This window comes from Planctomycetaceae bacterium (assembly GCA_041398825.1).
Taxonomy (GTDB): domain Bacteria; phylum Planctomycetota; class Planctomycetia; order Planctomycetales; family Planctomycetaceae; genus F1-80-MAGs062.
The window spans coordinates 1-20,008 of record JAWKTX010000025.1; the positions used below are offsets into that span (position 1 = coordinate 1).

Sequence of the window (20,008 nt, forward strand, 5' to 3'; positions counted from 1 at the left end):
CGCGGTGGCGTTGAAGGTGATTGCAAGCTGGCCACCGACATTGGTGTAGCTGCCGATACTGATGGAAGATAGTTCCAGAGTTCCGGCGTTGAGTACCAGGTTTCCAGTGGCACCGAATACGTCATCGCTGTTTGCGCCGCCATTGCGAACCAGTGTGAGCGTGGTTCCGTCAAAATTATCGAGAGCCGCGTTGATTTCGGCATCGAATAGCGTGACATCGCTGTCTAACACGACCGCCGCTCCGTCTTCCGCATAGCTGGCAGTGCCAATTTGGCCATTGATTTGGCGGACTGAGACGTTGTCAATCGAAGAGTCGACACCATTGGTCGCCGCACTCAGCGACCCGGCGTCATCGGAGGTGTCCGTAAACGTCAATGTGGAAGAGATCGAATCTGCAACGAACTCAAATCGGTATCGGACAAGCGTGCTGCCATCTTTATCCGTGAGAATCTGCTCCGATGTCAGCAAGTTCGATGATCCATCCACTGTAACCTGCAGCTGCTGATTCAAGCCGGCATGGCCATCGCGGTAGTCAAACTCAAGCACGTACGCGTCGCCGATGTTCGTTGCAATCGTCTGCGACAATGTGTGCGGTCCGGCATTGCCACCGGTTCCAAAAGTGGCGCGACCCGACCCTGATGTGACGGTCCCTGTTGTGGACCAGCCCGTCAAGTCGGTGTCAAATGTTCCGTTCGTGATCAAGTTGGGGCCAGTAAACGCCGGTGCGTCGTTGACTGACGTGATATTGATTGTCTGCGATGCAAAATGCTCTTCGCTGGTCCCGTCACCCGTCAGACCCGGGTCGATTCCCGTGTTGCCCTGGTCATTGACCGTCAGCGTGATTGTCGTCGATGCGGAGGGCCCATCACTGGCAGCGGTCTGGTCGTGATAGTAGACCACCGTTCCCGTGCTGCTTCCGCTGAGCAGAGCATTGATCTGGGCGACGGTCCCCTTGAATGTCACCGTATCGGTACTGTTTCCGGATGTATTGAAAGCTCCCGAGGTCATCGACACACCGGAGTCACCGACGTCGATCAGGATGCGGCCTTCGCCGACGGCAAACGTCGCTGTCATCGTACCGCCGTTGTCATCCACATCCGACACGCTGAATCCAGTGCCGTGAATATTTAAGCTGCCTTGTTCGGTGAAACTGTATGCGGCTCCCGGCCCCGTAACGACCGGAGTATCGTTGACCGCCGACACGGTGAAGTTGAACGTGCCGGTTGCCGGCGTCGAACCGTTTTCGCCGCCGTCAGCCAGCGAGAACTGGAAGTTGTCCGTCGTTGTCTCGCTACCATTGTGATCGTAGGTGATCAAGCCTGCGTCAATGTCGGCTTGCGTAAACGTATCGCTCAGGCCGATGGCCACTCCGTTCAGTTTCAACGCGCCATTCGTGACGTCTGCAGTGACGGTGTAGGTCAGCTCTGTGCCGCTATCATCCGGATCGCCTTCATTGAGCATCGCCGTGGTGATCACGTTACCGCTCGAACCTTCCAGCACCGTGTTGCCTGTGTTGGTGGCAATCGTTGGAGACTGGTTGGAATTGGTAATCGTTACCCGATGATCGACTGTGAACTCCAGGTATGCCGGTCCGATAATCCCACTTGCGTAGTTATCGATGAAGGCGCCCGTGGTGCCGTCGTATCGACGAATGACACTTGCATCCTGATCGGCAACATACAGGTTGCCGTCAGGGCCAAACTCGACGCCTGCTGCCAGCTGCAAGCCACCCGTGCCATTGGCGATAAACGTGGACGTTGCTCCCGTAGTCGCGTTAACACGAATGACTCCGCTGACGCTGCCCACGTAGATGTTGCCGTCTGGGCCAAAGGTCAGATCTTCAGCGCCGCTGATGCCTGCCACGTTGAAGCTTGCGTCCAGCACGCCGGTAATCCCATCGTAACGCAATACGCCGGCGCTGCCTCGATTGGCCACATACAGCATGCCATCCGGACCAAAGTCCAGCCCCAGTGGACTGCTTAATCCCGATGCCACAAAGTCATCGATGTAAGCCCCGGTTGTTCCGTCAAATCGAACGATTTTGCCAGCTCCATAGTCGGCAACGTAAAGATTGCCGTCTGACCCGTAAGCCAGTCCGCCAGGTGCGCTCAAGTTCGGATCAGCTGCCGCTACAAAGTTTCCAACTAAAGTCCCGTCCGGTTGATATTGGACAATATTTCCCGAATCGACACCGCTAACCAGGTAGTTGCCGTTCGGCATGAAGACGATGTTGGCATGTCCCACAATTCCGTCGCTCGACGGTGCAAAACTACCGACAAAGGTGCCGCCGAACCCATCATATTCATTGACGCAGTCGCCACCGTAGGCAGGCGCCAGCAGGTTCGCTTCGAAATACTGGCCATCTTCGTCGATCGCGCTGACCGAGATGTTGAACTTCAGACCTGCCAAATTGTTTGAGTAGACATGGGTCACACTGGAGGGATCGCCGATGTATGTATCGATGGAACCATCACCCCAGTTGACGATCCAACTGCTGATCGCGTCATTGCCCGGATCGACGTCCGTCAACGTTAGCGTGAAAGTTTCTCCGCCACCAACCGTCGCCGCGCCGGTCGCCGTCAACGTGGGAGCTGTATTGGCGATCGTTACCGTAGTGGACGAGGACACGAGTCCCCCGTTGCCGTCATCCACCTGCAATCCGATCGTATACACGCCATCGTCATCGACTCCCAGCCCGTACAGCGTCGCCCAGCTGACCGATTCCGTGGCGTTGCTGGTCACCAGGTCATCAAACTGCCCGTCGTTGTCGAGGTCCCAGCGATAGGTCAGCGTATCGCCATCGATATCGGTCGAACCGCTGGCGTCAAGATTCAGCGAGTCCCCTTCATTGGTCGTGTAGCCGCCGCCATGCGATGCCGTTGGTGCATCGTTTTGGGCCGTTACGTCAAACGTGATGGTGTTGCTGCTCGGATCGCGGTTGACTCCGCCATTGGTCGTGCCGCCATTGTCCTGCACCTGGAAGTCAAATGTCGCGTAGCCTGTGCCATTACCATCGGCAACAGGTTCAAATGTCAGCAAGCCCAGATCGATATCGCTCTTCAGAATCCAGTTGTTTGCGGCGAATGTCGAACCATTGAACTTCAACTGCCCCGCGGATGGCAATGTCATGATCCAGACGCGATTGAAGCTGTTGCCATCTACGTCGCTGAATCCAAAATCGGCGGCCTTGAACGTGTAGGTCGCGTCTTCGTTGATCGTGATGGTGTTGTCGGCACCGCTGGGAGCGTCATTGATCTCTGAGGTGGTAATTGTGACGGTATCAGTATTCGAACTAAAGGCCGTGGTACCGCCGTTGGTCGTCACATCCGCCGTGCTGCCAGCAGTTCCCGATGACTGATCCCACGCCCGATACGTCATCGTCATTGTGCCGCCGGTAACACCGTTGGGAGTGAACCGAATCTGATCCGTCGCCTTCAACAGCAGAGCGGTCGAACTTGTCGGAGCCCCGAATGCAGTCCATGCTCCGCCGTCAATGGAATACTCCGGAGTCCCATTCGTCCCGGTGATATCGGTGACCGCAATCCCTTCCGGATCGCCATCGGAGTCCGTCACACTGGAACCCAGCAACGAAGCCACCGTGTTGCCAAAAGGCGCGGAATCTTCCGTCAACGGCAATGCGGGGCTGTAAGGCGTCAGCACCGGAGCATCATTAACGGCCGTGATGTTGATCGTCTGAGATGCCGAATCCTGCTCGCTGCTGCCATCTCCCGTCAGTCCTGGGTCGTTTCCTGTATTGCCGCCGTCATTGACCGTCAACGTGATGGTCGTCGAAGCGGTGGGCGCGCCTGTGTTGGTATTAAAGAAGATGGTTCCTGTGCCAGCTCCGACGATTAGATCTTGCAACTGAGGCAGGTTGCCCGTGATCACTACCGTGCCAGTCCCATTGCCTGAACTGATGGTCGCGCCGGAGTTACCGACACTCACGGTCAGGATACCGGACCCGACCGACAGCGTGGCCGTCATCGTTCCGCTGTTGGCGTCAACATCACTCAAGGTAAATCCGGCTCCGTGAATGGCCAGATCCGTCTGCTCCGTTGCTGCAAGAGCACTTCCCGGAGCCGCCACAACGGGAGTGTCGTTCGTCGGGATAACGTTTTCTGAGCGAGTATCGATCGCGCTGGTTCCGCCATCTCCATCGGTCAACTGCATCGAAATGGTACGTTGCAAACCGCTGGGATTATCTCCGTTGACACTGAAGCTAATCCGTCGCACAACTTTTTGTACGTCCGCTGCATCCGCATTGGCATTGAACGTCACCAGCAGCGGATCAGCGTCGCCATTACCGCCGGTGAACGAACCCATCATCACACCGTCGATCAGAATATCGCTGCCCGAAATATTGACCTGACCGGCTCCGGTTCCTTCGTGACGCACAAACAGCTGATCATCAACTGTGCCATTGTTCGACACCCAGGTCGTCAGCACTCCTCCGTCAAAATCAACTCCATCCGCATCGGTGACGGTCGCCAGCGTGTCGATGTACACGCCTGCTGCGTTTTCGTAGTACGTACCGCCGCCAATACCCAGACTTAAGACCGGAGTATCATTGACCGCGTTAACCGTGATCGCGACATTTCCCGTCACACTCGTTTGGCCATTGGCCAGAGCCGCGATTTCGTCGGCTGAAAGGGCTCGGGTGTAAACGCGGGCGTCGTCGATAAGGCCGTCGAAATCGAAAGTCGTCGTTCCGGTTGCATTCCCACCGATTCGGGAGTTTGCGCCAAGCGTATAGGAAATGCCCGCAGTGAGTCGATTCTCCGCGACGGCGGTGCCATTGATGTAAAGCGTTTGCAAGTCGTTGGCGTCGTCGAAGACGTAAGCGATGTGTTGCCAGCCCGTGTCGGCAATGAATATCCCACTGGTGGTAGCCTGGTAAGTACTTCCGTCGTAAAAGAACCCCTGAACCCCTTCTCCGCCGTTGGGACGGTCAACACCGAGAACCACGGAGTTCCCCAGTGAAAGAACATGGGATCCGTTCGTGTCCGCACTGTCAACATACACCCACGCGGCCAGGGTCACATTCGTGGGGTCACTGAACCGGCCGGAAATCGACACGTAGTCATCGACTCCATCCAGGCTGAGCACTTCGCCGCGTTCGGGATCGTTCACAGTTGTTGCATTGCCGACTAGCGTTCCGTTCTGCGAGATACCCACGCTTTGATCGATCGCATTGCCACCTTCGAAGGTGTAGTAGCCCTGAAGATCGGCTCCCAGTGACGTGGTCATGTCCAGCGTGACGGGGCCAGAGTAGTTGGCGGCCGGTGTAAATGCCATGCCTTCAAACGCGGCGTTCAGATCGGATTCGGTTCCCTGAATCGTCATGAACGTGCCTCCGTTGCTGCCACCCAGAATCGACAGCCCGGTCGTCTGCGAAAGCGTCAGGGTGCCGTTGTTGTTGGTCGAGATGAACACTTGAAGTCTGGTATTGGTTGCAGCCATGGTATCGCTGACCGTAATCGCGTTGCCATTGGCGGTGCTGAAGACCAACGGTGGGTCTTCATCGACCGACTGTGCTCCCGGCAACGAATGTGTCAGCTCCAGGCCGTTGTCGACTGCAATGGTCATTACTTCGCTGTAGCTGTTACCGGCAGCGTCCGTCACCTGCACGGTGACGTTGTGTGATGTGTTGGTTTCGTAGTCCAATTGCGAACTATCGGCGACAGTGATCTCACCGTTATTGCTATCGATCGCAAAGCGTCCACCCGCATCGTCGGTCAGGCTGAAGGTGAAGTTGGAAAGAACCTCGCTGGCGTCCCACTCGATGATGTAGGCGGAAGTTGTCGCACCGCCATCGACGTCCGTCCAAAGGCCGTCTGCAGAGCGGAGCTTTGCGTGGTCCTGAACGCCTGCGGCATCGTTTGGTTCAGTCGCCACCCAATTGGCGTACCTGCCAGCGACGGCAGAACCCGCAGCGTCTCCCGACCAGAATTGCTCACCGATGCCTTGTGGGTCCAGCCACCGCCAATCGCCCTCGATGGTCGCGTCTGAAGCACCAATCCAAACATTGGCTCCGACGGAGCGAGCAAAATCGTGGACGTAGGAGTTCTCCGACGCTGAACCGATTGTCACGAGGCGTCCGCCGACTCCACCAATCAGAGAACTCTCTGCTATTGCCTGAGCATTAAAGAAAGTATCAGGTGACGTCACTTGACGATAAAACTTGCCAGTTGCCGCATCATAGGAAAGCGTCAGATCGCTGTGCAGGATCGCCGTAACGGCGGCGGGGATTTCGATCACGCGGACGTCCGTGATAATGGCAGCCCAAGCGTCATCGACTCCGGCAGCAAAACGCAACACGGTGCTGGTGTCGTCCGCCGTAAATGTCATCGATCGAGGCTCGTAGCCCAATCCCGTGCCGAACGTGTCTGTGACCTGGAAGTCCATTGACTGCCCGGCAGCGGACGCAACCAAATGCTTGACAGGCTGGCCGCCGCCAAAGTTGCCAGACATGTTGAACACTAACTGATATTGGCGACCGACCTCGGTTACCAGCGTTTGTGTGATCGAGGCTGGAAATTGCCCCGCTCCCGCCTGCAATTCAAGCCCAACGCCACCACCAGGCGAAACATATGTCGACGTATGCGAAACGACTCCGGATTCCACTGTCCAGTCGCCAATCGTTTGACCTTGGGTGTAATTAGTCCACGATCCGGTGTCACCCTTCAGGAATTGCCCATCGCTGACGATATCCTGCGGCGCATCTGGACCACTTGGCACGACGAACCCAACGCTGGTTCCGTCCGTGGCGGTTTCGCTGATGTGCAGGTCTTCCACCGGCGTACTGGCAATGAAGCCTGCGCCGGTTGCATGTCCGATGCTCAGGTTGTTACCGCTGACGACGTCGACGACTTGGTTCGATCCATTGAAACCATCCATCTGCCAGTTGGCGACCAGACCGCTGGGCAGACTGCCGCTGTCGAACTTGTTCTGATAGTTCAGTGCGATTTCCACTTCGCTGCGGACCTGGTTCCAGATGCGAACGTCGTGAAACGTGCCGGCAAAGGACTGTGCAGGATCAAAATTCCCTTCGACGGAATCCTGCTCCTGGCCCAGGACAAATACACCACCACCGTTGGTTTGAGACTGTGAAGGAGTTGCGACGGTCTCAACCAACCTTCCATCGATGTAGAAACGAAGATCGCCTTGTGGTGCATCCCAGGAAAACGCAACCGAATGCAGACCGCCGTCGAAAAGTTGAGAATACTGGCCTGACGTGGCGAAGCTTGTCCATTCCAGCGTTCCGTCGGCATGGACTGCAAACCACGATTCGCTTGCGACGGCCTTCTTGGAATAGAAGGTCGACATGGATGTTGGTGTCTGGAGATCAGACACCTGAAACTCCATGGTAATCCCCTCGAACCCATCCCAGTACGGAACTCCACTCGTACGGTCGACCAGATACGCGTCATTCCCGCCGTCAGTGTTCAGCTCGATTCCGCTGGAGAGGTTCGTTGGCGCGTTGTCGGACTCGGCCAAGTCGTTGAGCGAGACGGTGAAGGCTTCATCGTACGTCGCCGTACCATCGCTGACCCGGACGGTGACGGTGTGCGTTGCGTTGGTTTCGTAATCCAGCAACAAACCATCCGCAACAGTGATCTCGCCCGTATCACTATTGATCGTGAACGCACCGGCAACCGTTTGCGACTGGATCGAATAGGTCAATGCGTTGGTGGCGTCGAGGACCGAGTCGGCATCAAATTCGACGATGAATTTTTGATTCACTGTACCATCGACATCATCCCACAACCCTGTCGCCGCAAAAATCTTGGCGTAGTCCTGCCCTCCGGAATCATTCGGATTCGAGGGATCCCAGTTGGAATACACACCTTCGATACTGCTTCCGGATCCATTCCCAAGCCAGAATAAATCTCCCGAACTGTCGCCCCATCGCCACTCGCCTTCAACGCCCGCGTCGCTCGCCCCAATGTAGGCCTGAGTGGCACCGTATTGGTTCAGAATGTCGACGATCAATTGGTTCTCGGCCGCCGATCGGATTTGAACTAGCTGTCCATTGACTCCGTTGAGCGTCGTTAACTGGGCACTACTGTCAGCAGTCGCCCACTGCACCCCAACGTTCTGGAACTGATAAAACTTGCCCGTCTCTGCGCTGTAGTGGAGGCCCGGATTTGCAGCCAGTAACTGTGTGATCTTCGCTTCGCGATCGATGTCTGTTCCAAAGGTCGTACCGACCACGGTGCCGTTGAGAGCGTTCTCTGTGATATCCAGCGTCAGCGATGGGTCGCTTGCGACAAAGCCGGCTTCGGCGATGTGACTGACGGTCAAGTTGTTCCCCGCGACTGATTCTGTGACCACACCTGCCGCTGACAGATTGTCAAAACTCCATTGGGCAATCATTCCCGATTCGTTATACGGCAATTCGCTCTGGTAACTGGCGGCGATTTCAGCGGCCGTCCTGACATCATCGAAGACGCGTACGTTATAGATAGTGCCGGAAAACGTATCATCGGCGTCAAAGGCAGATCCTAACGCACCCTGATGTTGTCCGATGACGACGATTCCACCCGCAGCGATGGTCGTGGTTTTCTGATAGTCATTGCGTCCCGGACCAAGCTGTTCGCCATCGACGTAGAACATCAGTACGCCGCCCGAATTTTCCCACGTCACAGCCACGCTGTGGGTTTGGCCATCAAACAAATTCGCCGCCTTCGTCACACTTCCATAACCGCTGCCGCCATTTTCGCTCGTGCGGAATATCAATTCACCAGACGCAGTGATTCCGAAGAACAGCTCATCGTGATTGGTTGGATCAGCATACGAAAAGAACGTTGTCAGGCCAGCCGCTGCAGAGTCGGCTGAGAACTGAACTTCAATGGTCGTTGCCGTTTGGCCGTTAAAAGGAGACGCATCGGCAACCAGATAGGCATCGTTTCCGCCGTCATCGTTGAGGCTCAGTCCGCCGCTGGTCGTCGACACGATTTCAAGATCACTCGGCGCGCTGTTGCCGGTACTCAGTGTGGCGACAGATGCCTGAGAGAACTCGGATGTGTTGTTGCTGTAAGTGGCTGTGGCCGTGATCAGTTCGCCCACAGCGACTGTTCCGGAATAGCCCGTCAATGCCACATTCGTGAACGTTGCATTGCCGCCGGCGTCCGTATTGACGGTTGTTGAACCGAGGTACTTCCTGCCTTCACGCTTGTTGACATCACCCGTTGATGGCGTGGCGTAGAAGTGAATCACCACTCCGGTCAAGCTGGCCAGTGTGTTGATCGAACCACTGACGGTGACCGTCGTGCCAGCCGCATCGACGGTCGACGACGTGACCACCGGGAAGTTTTGAAGGTTGTTGACGCCGGTGTCGGGGTCCAGGTGATCGTTGGCTGTGACGCCTGCAGTGCCGAGATCGATTCCCTGGCCGACGTTGCCGTAGATCGAGTTGCCGACAATGGTGTTCCCCGTTCCGGCAGTCGGATTGAGATCAATGGCTGCGGTATAAACACCGCCAACGCCGTTGGCAGTGATGACGTTACCCAGACCAGCTCCAGTGCCTCCGATCGTTGTATTGGCTGCTCCATTTTCCAGCAGGATGCCGCTCTCCATCGAACCAGCGACAACCGTTCCAGTGGCATTCGTTCCGATGTAGTTGCTTGTAATCACCGTCCCGGTAGAAGCTCCGTCGATTTCAATCCCGACTACGCCACTGCCGACGATGACGTTGCCATTGCCGGTGCCACCGCCGATCGTCGTGTTGTCCGCTCCGCCGCTGATGTAGATCCCATCACCCGTATTGCCCAGGACGGTGGAGCCATTGGCGGCCAGACCAATCCAGTTGTTCTGAATCCAGTTACCGTCGGTCGCTTCGCCATCGATCTGGATGCCGTCCTGATCGTTTCCGGCGATGATATTGCGCCGCGCCGTGCCCGCCCCGCCGATGTAGTTGCTTGTAGCGCCATTCTCGATGCGGATTCCGTCGTACGTATTGCCTCGATCGATATTGCCGGTGGCATCAGTGCCGATGTAGTTTCCGTAGATCATGTTGCCTGAAGTGCCAGCACCGTCGATCAGAATTCCGTTGTTGTTGCCCGAGATGATATTTCGTTCGCCGGCGTCATTGCTGCCGTCAGCATTCGAACCAATCAGATTTCCACTGCTGCCATTGCTGAGGATAATGCCCGCCCAGTCGTTGCCCAGGGCCGTTGTGCCATCAACCGCGAGCCCGACATAGTTGCCTTGAATGAATGCGTTGTCGGTGTTGTGAAATTCAATTCCGAACCCATCGCTGGCCACGATATTGCGTTCGGCTGCGATGTCGCCGCCGACAACGACTCCGGTTGAATCTCCGTACCAGATGCCGTGTGCCAAATTGGCGATGAGGCTCATCCCGGTCTTGTCGGTCCCCAGATAGTTACCGATGATCTGAGTATTGTTCGCTGCACCACTTCCGACGATGCCATTATTGGTATTGCCGGAGATTACATTCCGATCCGACGCCGTGGCACCGCCAATGATGTTGTTGTCACCCGACCAGATTGTGATTCCGTCGAAGTTTGCTGCAGCCCCAGTACCTGCGGCATTGGTGCCGATCCAGTTCCCTACGATCAGGTTTCCGGACGACTCCAGGTGGATTCCGGCCGTGTTGAAGCCCTGAATGTTGAACCCTCGAATGGTACTGCCGTCACTGCCTGTATTTAGCCTCAGCCCATGCGATCGTGCATCACCGTCGACCAGCGATATGAGCGGTTCGCCCGCAAAGCCGGTTTGAGTCGTGGCGTCAATGATGACCGTATCCGTGATTCCTGGCAGGTCAGTGCCGGAGATCGTAATGATCTGATTCCCGGCACCGATTGCGAAATCGATCGTGTCCGTACCGACATTCAAATTGGCCTGCGTGATTGCCCAGCGCAGGCTGCCCACGCTGCCGTCATCCAGTGTGTTGGTGACGGTGTAGGTTTGCGGACCAAGTCCCGTCAGATCAAACCGCCGCATGAAGACGCCGCTGGCATCGGTCTGGCCCGATTGACTGCCGTTGCCTCCCCAGACGAACACGGCTGACGTCCCGTGAATCGCGACCGTTGGATCCTTCTGGTCATTACCAGTCGTCTGTGCGATTTGCGTTTCACTGCCAACGGCATTGCCAGAACTGTCGTATTGCCGGGCATAGACGCCAAAGCCTGTTCCGTCATGCCCCGATGCATCGTGCCAGGTGATGACAAAGTCGCCATCGTCGTCCACGGAGACGTTCGGTGATCCCTGATCGCCGGTGGTCCATGTGTTGACCTGGAATTCGTTGCCCAATGCGGTGCCGGACGAACTAAACCGGCGAGCATAAATGCCTTCTCCGTTGCCATCGCTGTTCATCCAGGTAGCGACGAAATTCCCCGAGGCATCATGATCGATTGTGCCGTAGTACTGGTTATTGAGGGTTGTTTGGGCGAGTTGAATTTCGCCGCCGACCTTAGCACCCGCCGCGCTAAAACGCTGGGCGTACATGCCGTAGCCGCTGCCGTCCTGAGCGTTGCTCATCCAACTGATGACGAATGTCCCGTCATCGTTGACCGCCACGTCGGGATGATTCTGGGTATTCGTCGTTGTGGTATTAGCAACGGTATTGCCACCCTGAGCCACACCGCTGGCGTTATAGCGCTGAAAATAAATATCGCCGCTGTTGGTGCCTGCACGCTGCCAGGTGATGACGAACGATCCATCCGCTGCAAAATCAACGGCTTGCGCGTCCTCGGTGCCCGACCCCTGGCTAACCAGCGTTTCTCCCGTAAGTGCCGTGCCGTCGATACTGAACAGCCGCATGTAGGTTTCATAATTGCCCGAGCGATTGTCGCTCCAGGTGACGACAAAGTTGCCGTTGTCCGCCATGGCAACGTTCGACCAGTCCTGCGCACTGGAGTTCACGGCATGCACGCGAAATTCGGATACTCGCACGCTTCCGTCGGCGTTATAAACTTTGGCGTAAGTATCGGCGTTCCCGCTACGTTGGTCTTCCCAGACAACGACGTAATTGCCGGAATCGTCCATCGCCACATTGCCGCCACCGAAGGGCGTTGTGAGCTGGTTTTCCGGAGTCGAAGTATTGACCAGGGTCTCGCCACCAGCCACCGTCAGATCCAGCAGGTCGTTCCAGCTGGCCTGAAAGTCGGTGGTGAAAACTACAGAGGTTTCCAGAGCACCGGTAACATACTCCAGTTCCCAGTCACCGCCCAGATTAGCCGCCCCGGTCAGGTCTTCACTGCCGGCAACATCCGTGCCTGTGAGCTCGCTCAGCTGATCAAGCAGCGCCTGACCCGCTTCAGATTCGGCAACGTTACAGCCGTAGATCAGGATGTCGGCCTGATCCGACATCGAATACTGCCACGCGCTGATGGCTGTTCTGTAGCGATCCAGTGTGTCCAGCGAGAGAGTGGTAGATCCCAGTTGTACCTGACCATCTGTGCCGTGAGACACAATGTGCATACCGTCGATGCCGTTGTATTTCAGCAATGCGGCTGTAATCTGCGCGAGTCCATCGCGATCAGAATCAAGCACGACCAGTTCCAGTTGCCGCGATGAATCCTGCTCATTCAGCGTTTGCAGATCAGCAATCATCTGATCCATGTTGCGGACATTGCTGTCGATAAACACCAGCTCCAGCGTTTGCTGATCGACATATGCGGCTTCTGATTGCTGTTCGCCTCCTGTCGCATCAGCCTGGTCGCGGGGCGGCAGATAGCTGTCTGCCAGAACATCCAGTAGTTGCTGTTCGGACAGCTGACCACTCGCATCGGCTGAAGAAGGTGATTCAGCAACCTGAGCGACCACCGCAATCGGGCTTGCACTGAACAGAAGACGCTCTTCCAGTTGCGCAAGCCGTGGTTGCGTGGCCGCTCCACTCAATTGCTGAGTCCGACGCGCCTGATGAATGGCTCTTTCGAGCACCAGGCGTGTCTTCTGTATAATCCGTTTCATCGCGTTAACCTGCCCAGTCGTTTTCTTCAATCATGAGCAGTGCGCGCAAATGGGGGCGCGCACCGCACCCTGATGAAAAGCTAACCCATCAATCGACTGCAGCGATCAGGGACCCCTGCAAACTGAATCTGACGGTAAGAAAAACAGGGTAAAGGGCGCAGGAATTCGCGATTGTTGCGCGTGTGCATGCCGCTGGAAACCAGCACCGCAGGCAGCAAGCCACCCTGCAGGATGTCTCCAGGTCTCCCGGGGAATTTGCCCACAACAAATGACCAGCGCAAAAAAACAGACACGGAAGTGATCCGTATCTGTTTTCAGGAAATCAAGTACCGGAGGCGGGGGTCGAACAAAGTGCCTCAGACATTCGGGAAACTACTAATTCTGAAACTGGTGGCCCTCCAGGTGGCACACTTGCAGCGCATTCTGAAGCAGTGGCACGTTTCGTGGCCGAACCAAGGCACGCAGGATTCCATGCTGACGACATCCAGCGGATTAACGCGGCCATGAAGCGGGCCCAGGTGAGTCTGGTTTCGAACGAACAGGGCGCCCGGTATTTGGGCTGATGCACCCACAGCACTGGATGACAGGGACATGGATCGCCTTGCCGTTGCCGAAACGTCTCAGGCGAAGGATCTGGGCGGTCGGTGATTTTGAAGTCGCTCTGAGGCACGGAATTCCAGCTTCACTCGGTCAACCAGAGTGCGGGTTCCGTCTGCCAGCACCATTTCGGGCAGGCGAGTGCTCCAGGAGGGCTCGGACTTGTTCTGAACTGGCCATAATTGCTCGAATTCCGTTGTATCATGAGTTTACCACGGCTTAGTTGTGCCGTCACTCATTTTGACATTGGATCCCGAAACGGCGGAATTCAGTGCAATCCGAACTAATAATCCGGGCTGCCGCGGTCCGACTCAGGAACGCGGCGATTCCCACTAAGTCGCATTGGACGTGAGTTCCCCGCGTGTGATTTCGCTCGCACCCTGCCCACGGACGTGATTTCTTCGCAGCATTCTTCAACCTGTTCCACACCGATCGCCTGCACGACGCCTTGCTTCGTTGCTTCTTGATCACAAGTCTGCTGGCTTTCGTAAGTGATCCTGTATGACCTGAAATCGGGCAGCTCGGTCCTTGTCGACGTGAAAAACGACAAAACCGTAGCCAATATGTTCACACGCAGCGATGTCTGTCGTGTGCAAATCATACAGGTACCGATAATCACCCAAATCCCGCAGCATGGTTTCGTGATCCACCAGGTACCATCCCGTCGGAAACTCTTTCGTTCCAACAGAATGCCGCGTCGGCATCGCTGGTGTAACTCCCTGACTGTCGATGCCCATCCGCTGGTGATCAATCAAATGCAGGTAAGCCTTTGTGAAAACCGGGCGACGATCGGGATGCCGCTCGCACCATTCCTTCACAAACTTCAGATCCTGCCCCCAGTCCAGGTTGCTGGCATTCATGTGCGGCGACGCATTTAGCGGACCTCCGATCAGTTCGTTGAAATAGCTGTGCGAATGGGGATAGATCCACAGACTGCTCAACACTAACCAACTCGCACAAGCTGCAACCAGATGACGCAGCAGCGCCTGACTGTGACCACGGCCAGCTTTATTGCCCTGCTCGCAGCTCGGCTCAAAAACAACAAAGGTTCGGCTGATCAGCACAAACACCAGCGGAATGATCGGCAGGACATAACGCACGTGCCGGTTGAGTCCTGTTTCGGCACTGGCAGCCCCCAGGACAAGCATCACCGGCAGCAGCAAAATCAAATGATCTCGCCAGCTGCCACGCCAGGCGGACCAGCGAACAGACCCGATCGCAGCCAGTAGCAAGAGTGACCACGTCCCCAGTGGCCCTTTGATGGCCAAAGCATACAGATAGTAATACCACCAGCCATAATCTCGCCATTCACCGCGAAAATACGACGACCGCGGCCGATCAAAATCCCACTTCTGCAGATCCATCCCAATAACCATATCTTCCGGCAGCGGCACCGGAAGAACTCCCAGCCATGAATCCGCAAATCGATTACCGTGGTAATTGTGCGTCCTCCAGTTCGGGTCGTGTGTCAGAGCTTTACTGATGAATTCAAATGAATCCAGTCTTCGGAAAGATCCGTCAAACCCATACGCCAGGTTGATCACCAGCAGACACATGGCCATGCTGCCAACAGCCAGTCCGGTTTCCCGAATCATGGTTTGAATGGCAAGGCCCGGTCGATTCCCCTTCAGCCATGCACCCAAAAACTCGAAGGTTCGAATCAGCACCCACAACAAAGGCAGCAAGCCAAACAGGGCCATCCAGCTGGTCTTTGTCAGCACTGTCATCCCGGCGACGACGCCCAGAATGTACGATGTCTCCAATCGCACATCACCGACCCATTTGCGAAACACAAACAGCGTCACCAGTCCCATGCAGGCCGCCTGCGCATCGCCGCTGATCAGGCAGCCATACCCAATCATCAACAGAGAAAATGTCCAGATCAACAGGCAGCCGATGCCCGCACAGCGGCCAAACAGCTGTGTACTCCACCGCCAGGCAACCCACATGCCGACCCAGATGAATGGTAAGCACCACAGTCGAGCCACTGTTAACCACAGCCAGGTCACTTCACCATTGGTGTCGATCATTGCCCGGGCAACATCCCATTCGGCTCGTCTACGAGGATCAACCGAAACGCCTCGAAACGGAACCTGAGGATCAAACGCCAGCACGGGCATTGCCGCCCACATACGGACCAGCGGTGGGTTCACTCGAAACACATCAAACGATGCATACCGCCAGTCAATAATGCCAGCCGGAAGCAGCCCGGTTTCCGTCCAGCTGAAACTGTTCCGACACGCACACCAGCCAACCAGTAACGAATGGGCAACGATGAATGCGATGGCCAACCGTTTTGAGCCGCGATGTTCGCGCGTATCATGACAGTCGCCAGACACACTGCTGGCGACCACTTCATCAGGCGGCTGCGAAACGATCCCGTCTTCCATTCGAGAATGAGAACCACGGCTTTGCCAGCGAGCGACGAACAAGCCGACGCTGAAAGCGATGACCGCCAGAATCAGTCCACCTCGAACATAAGCCTGATCCGGCGAAACGGACGGCCCATTGATCCAGGCAATCATCAGCAACAGTGGCACAGCAACCCAAACTGCTGTTTGAATGGGTTTTGCCAGAAAGTACTTCGTCAACGCTTCACGTTTTTCGGCAAGGGCGTTTGGGTTTCAGGGAAGCGGGTCAACTCACCGGCAGTTTCCATTTCCAGCACGGTTGTTTCAATGTACCAGGACATCTTGCCGATCAGCATCTGATCTTCTTTCGAAAATTCTGCCGTCGCTTTTTCCACAAGTTCTGAAAAGGCAATGCCTGCGTCTCCTTCCGGTACGACTTTCAGCACGGCCTCCCGAACGCGATCGTACTTCCAGCGTTTCAGTGTCTTGGTGTCTCGCAGCCCGTTCGGCGACCGACACTCAATGTTTTCATCGTAGGGGCTCTCGGGTTTTGCTGTATCGAGGCATCCTCGAAGTAACATCAGCAGTCCCACGACCGCAACACCCGCGACGATAAGAGCCAGGTTCCGAACGGTCATGGTGCCTCCTCACAGTGCCCATTCAACCCTTCACGTGACGCCTCACATTCCATCCGCTTCACCTTTTCCAGCGTCATTTCCAGCAGTCGTCGATTGGCAGCCATCAGATCCGCCAATAACCCTGCTACCGATGTGATACCGGCCAGGACCAAAAAGACGCCTCCCAGAACCAGCGACTGGATATGGCCATCGCCGTCACCCGACATCCAGAAGATCAGAAAACGCAGAACCGGAATCGTACCGATCACTGCCAACACCGCACTGATCGTCATCAGCACGGCCAGCGGACGAAACATGAAGGCGACACGCAGCATCGTCAGACCACTGCGAAAGACAAACTGCGGGATACTGTGGAAAAGCCGCGAAGGTCTTGTCACCGTGTTGGTTGTGATGGGCACGAATTCAATGGCCAGCCCTTTCGAACAGGCCTGCAGCACTGTTTCGATGGTGTAGCTGAACCCGGTGACGACATGCATCTTGATAGCCGCTTCGCGAGTCATGGCTCGAAACCCGCTGACCGCATCTGGGATCTCTCGCCCCGCCAGCCAACTGACTGTGCGACTGCCCAGCTTTTGTAGTTTGCGTTTCAGCCACGAACTGCGAAAGTCCTCGCTCGGCCGCCGATCCCCGATCACCATGTCCGCTCGACCAGCAAGGATCGGTTCCAGCAGACGAGGAATCTCCGACGCCGGATACTGCCCGTCACCATCGGTGTTCACGATGATATCCGCCCCCATCCGCAGGCATTCATCCAGCCCGGTAGTAAACGCCGCCGCAAGCCCTCGATTGCGAGTGTGTGAAACAACTCGATTCACAGCTTTAGCTACCTTTGCCGTTCCATCAGAGCTGCCATCATCAATAACTAACAACTGCAATGGGTAGTCCATGCCTGCAGAGGCCACGCTTCGAAGCGTCTCTGGCAAGGATTTCTCCTCATTCAGACAGGGAATCTGAACCCATATTGAAGTGTGATTCTTCATTCGATTCACGAATCTCGAAAGAAAGCCATCCGCTGAAAAGATACCGAAAACAAACCTTTCGACACTGATCACCCCAAACCTCTTCATTGGCTGCGTTCGAAGGGGATCACTGCCTTTGAAAAAGCTGCGTCGGCGTCCTCGTCCCGAACGGCTAAAGTTGCACCAGCAATGTTGCTTCAGATGGCGTCAGTTTCTGCGGTCTTCGACCTGGATCATCCTGCAATGATGATCGACTATGAACCTTGTCCCTTTTCCGCTGGCCTTCCACAGCAGCCGATGAATTCCAAAACAATGAGCTCGCCGTTCGGCCGTTCTCAATCACTCTTGCCCAATCAACCAAGGGGTCTACCCGTATTCTTTCTATTGCCATATCTCCATGCAGATTGACAATAACATTTCTTCGGATCGATGCAGAATTCAATTGCCGACATACAATCAGTTCGGGGATTAGTCGTATAGGACTTGACGAAGGTCTCTCGATTTTGAGCGACCTCGTGATAACTTCCTCCGTTGTGATGTTGCGGCACGTGGCCACAACGAGACCGCGATTGACACCTGGTTCTAGTCGAAGTGTATACCTGTGGGGGCATCATTGAATTCGGTTTGCCTCGCTGACGGGGAAATAATAACCGCATCAGTGGTCAACGAAACGAATTCGAACCCTGACTGCATTTTCAACTGCAGCGTCGCCTCATCTCGCAGGTCATTATCCATCCATAGCCGTGAGGTTATCGCCCCATCAACGACAAAATCAAATGGAGTGACAACATTAAAGCGTATCGCAGCTTCGCAGATGAACTCATTTGTTTCAGACATGAATGTTACATGCCTTGTAATGGTTTCCGCGACACTGCCGGTGCGAATCTTTACTCCTACCTGCATCGAGGCGCCAGGCTGAAGCATGTTTGCTGGCATCGATGTAACGATACACCCACACGAAACGGCTGGCCTGGCAAAGCTCACAGCAGCAGAACCTGAGTTGTTGAGTTCGACCAACGCTTCCACAATTGAATCTGCAGGGACATCCCCCAGACCAATTTCGGATTCAGTTAGATAGACGTGCTGACGCGAATCAACAGAATCCACTGATGACCGAATCATCTTTCTCTGTTCTACAATTTCAATAGCCAGGAATGATAACTGAGTGAGGAACAACGCAGCGCAGAGTGCCGGCAAAGATAAAAACCAAGGGGGACCACCACAGTTCTTTGGGGATTCAGAAACGGAACCCAGCATCAAGATCCTCCACGACTTCAACACGGGACAAACAAAGGATATGCCATCGTTGTGCAGTGGGCTCAAACCACCATCTCAGGAAATATGGGAGACGAACGCCTCCCAACGAATCATCATGTTCTACCAGCAAAAGCATGTCGCAACCCGTTACATCTTCGTTCTGTTCAAGTAGCGCATCGAAGCTTGCTAAGTTTTCCGGGACGAGAGGATATCCCCAGCCGTGACTCGCATGGAAGAGGCTCGTCGTCGTGTGCAGAGAACTGGAACAATCCTTAACTGTTCTCCCGGACGCATTCTTAGCCCGCCACATCAAAGCGCAAGACTGATCAGGGACGATAGCTTTCCAATGGGACGCGACATTGGAGATTTCGCGCCATTGAGAGAATACCTGATCAACCGAGAGGGTATTCGTTACTTCCTCGGTAAGAATCTCTTTCTTTACAAAGTAGGCTCGCCTTGCATTCACGGTTGTTGGTGGGAATGATTCATTCCGACTATGGAAAAAGGCTAGGTAACTCTCGCTGGTATCCGTAATCGCCGCGTGGATGAATTGATATACGGCGGCAGAAAGATCCGATGCCACGTGCGGCGAAATCGCCTCGCGGGGAACCCTACTTAGTACACCCGCATCCAGAAGGCACTCTTCGTTTACGCGGGCTAAAAACACAGAAACGTCTGTTTCAGTCAAGCCCGAGCCTTCGGTAATCGGCGCGGTATTCCATTGGGTCAGCAGTTCGTTCTGCCGTAGCTCTTCGCTGCTCACTTCACCTTGACCCAGCGTCGGACGGGAGCGTCGAACGTTTCTAAGGTAGAGGTTGGTCGCGATCAGGATTAGAAAGATCACAAGAAATGCGAATATCCGCTTCGTCATAAAGTTCAACTCCTGGGAAGTTGCCGCCAGCGTTGCAACTGGTTGCGGTCAAACGCTGCGCAGCACTAGCTTACCGTGAAGCGATTTTACTGATGAGAAGACGCCAGACTATTAGATGGACAGCACCATGTCCCGAGATTTTTCTGATCTCAAGCGGGGCAGGCTACGTGCAGTCGACACACGACGTGGATTCAATCCGCAAACGGAACGGACGCCGGTGACGCATCCTGGTAACAAGACTGCACGTCGACTTGTGGAGAAAGACGCACCAAACATGATGCTGTCCGCTTACCTACGCCTCTTAAAAACCCGGATCGCATGTAACGTCCGCCATCATCCCTCCGCCCGGTTTGTCCTTGCAGTCCGTACTGCACCCCTCACCGGAGGCGCAGCAGCGGC

General features: G+C 55.4%; 6 protein-coding genes. All 6 read right to left on the reverse strand.

Annotated features, from left to right (window positions below):
* Positions 1 to 12,936, reverse strand: a 12,936-nt coding sequence (locus R3C20_25630; GenBank protein MEZ6043887.1) for a DUF4347 domain-containing protein, incomplete at its 3' end; no start/stop codon positions are given.
* 1,064 nt (positions 12,937 to 14,000) lie between these two features.
* The gene (locus R3C20_25635) at positions 14,001 to 16,124 is read right to left on the reverse strand and encodes a hypothetical protein (protein MEZ6043888.1); all 2,124 of its coding nucleotides are present in this window, start codon (positions 16,122 to 16,124) and stop codon (positions 14,001 to 14,003) included.
* The gene (locus R3C20_25640; GenBank protein ID MEZ6043889.1) at positions 16,121 to 16,522 is read right to left on the reverse strand and encodes a hypothetical protein; all 402 of its coding nucleotides are present in this window, start codon (positions 16,520 to 16,522) and stop codon (positions 16,121 to 16,123) included. The genes R3C20_25635 and R3C20_25640 overlap by 4 nt, the downstream gene beginning before the upstream one ends.
* Positions 16,519 to 17,589 (reverse strand): glycosyltransferase, encoded by a 1,071-nt coding sequence (locus R3C20_25645; protein MEZ6043890.1) that lies wholly within the window; start codon positions 17,587 to 17,589, stop codon positions 16,519 to 16,521. Before R3C20_25645 ends, R3C20_25640 begins: the two co-directional genes overlap by 4 nt.
* Positions 17,590 to 18,063: 474 nt before the next feature.
* Positions 18,064 to 18,603 (reverse strand): DUF1573 domain-containing protein, encoded by a 540-nt coding sequence (locus R3C20_25650; GenBank protein ID MEZ6043891.1) that lies wholly within the window; start codon positions 18,601 to 18,603, stop codon positions 18,064 to 18,066.
* Positions 18,604 to 18,718: 115 nt separating this feature from the next.
* Positions 18,719 to 19,609 carry a hypothetical protein gene (locus tag R3C20_25655; GenBank protein MEZ6043892.1) on the reverse strand — a complete coding sequence of 297 codons (891 nt, stop codon included), beginning with the start codon at positions 19,607 to 19,609 and terminating at the stop codon, positions 18,719 to 18,721.
* Positions 19,610 to 20,008: the final 399 nt, after the last annotated feature.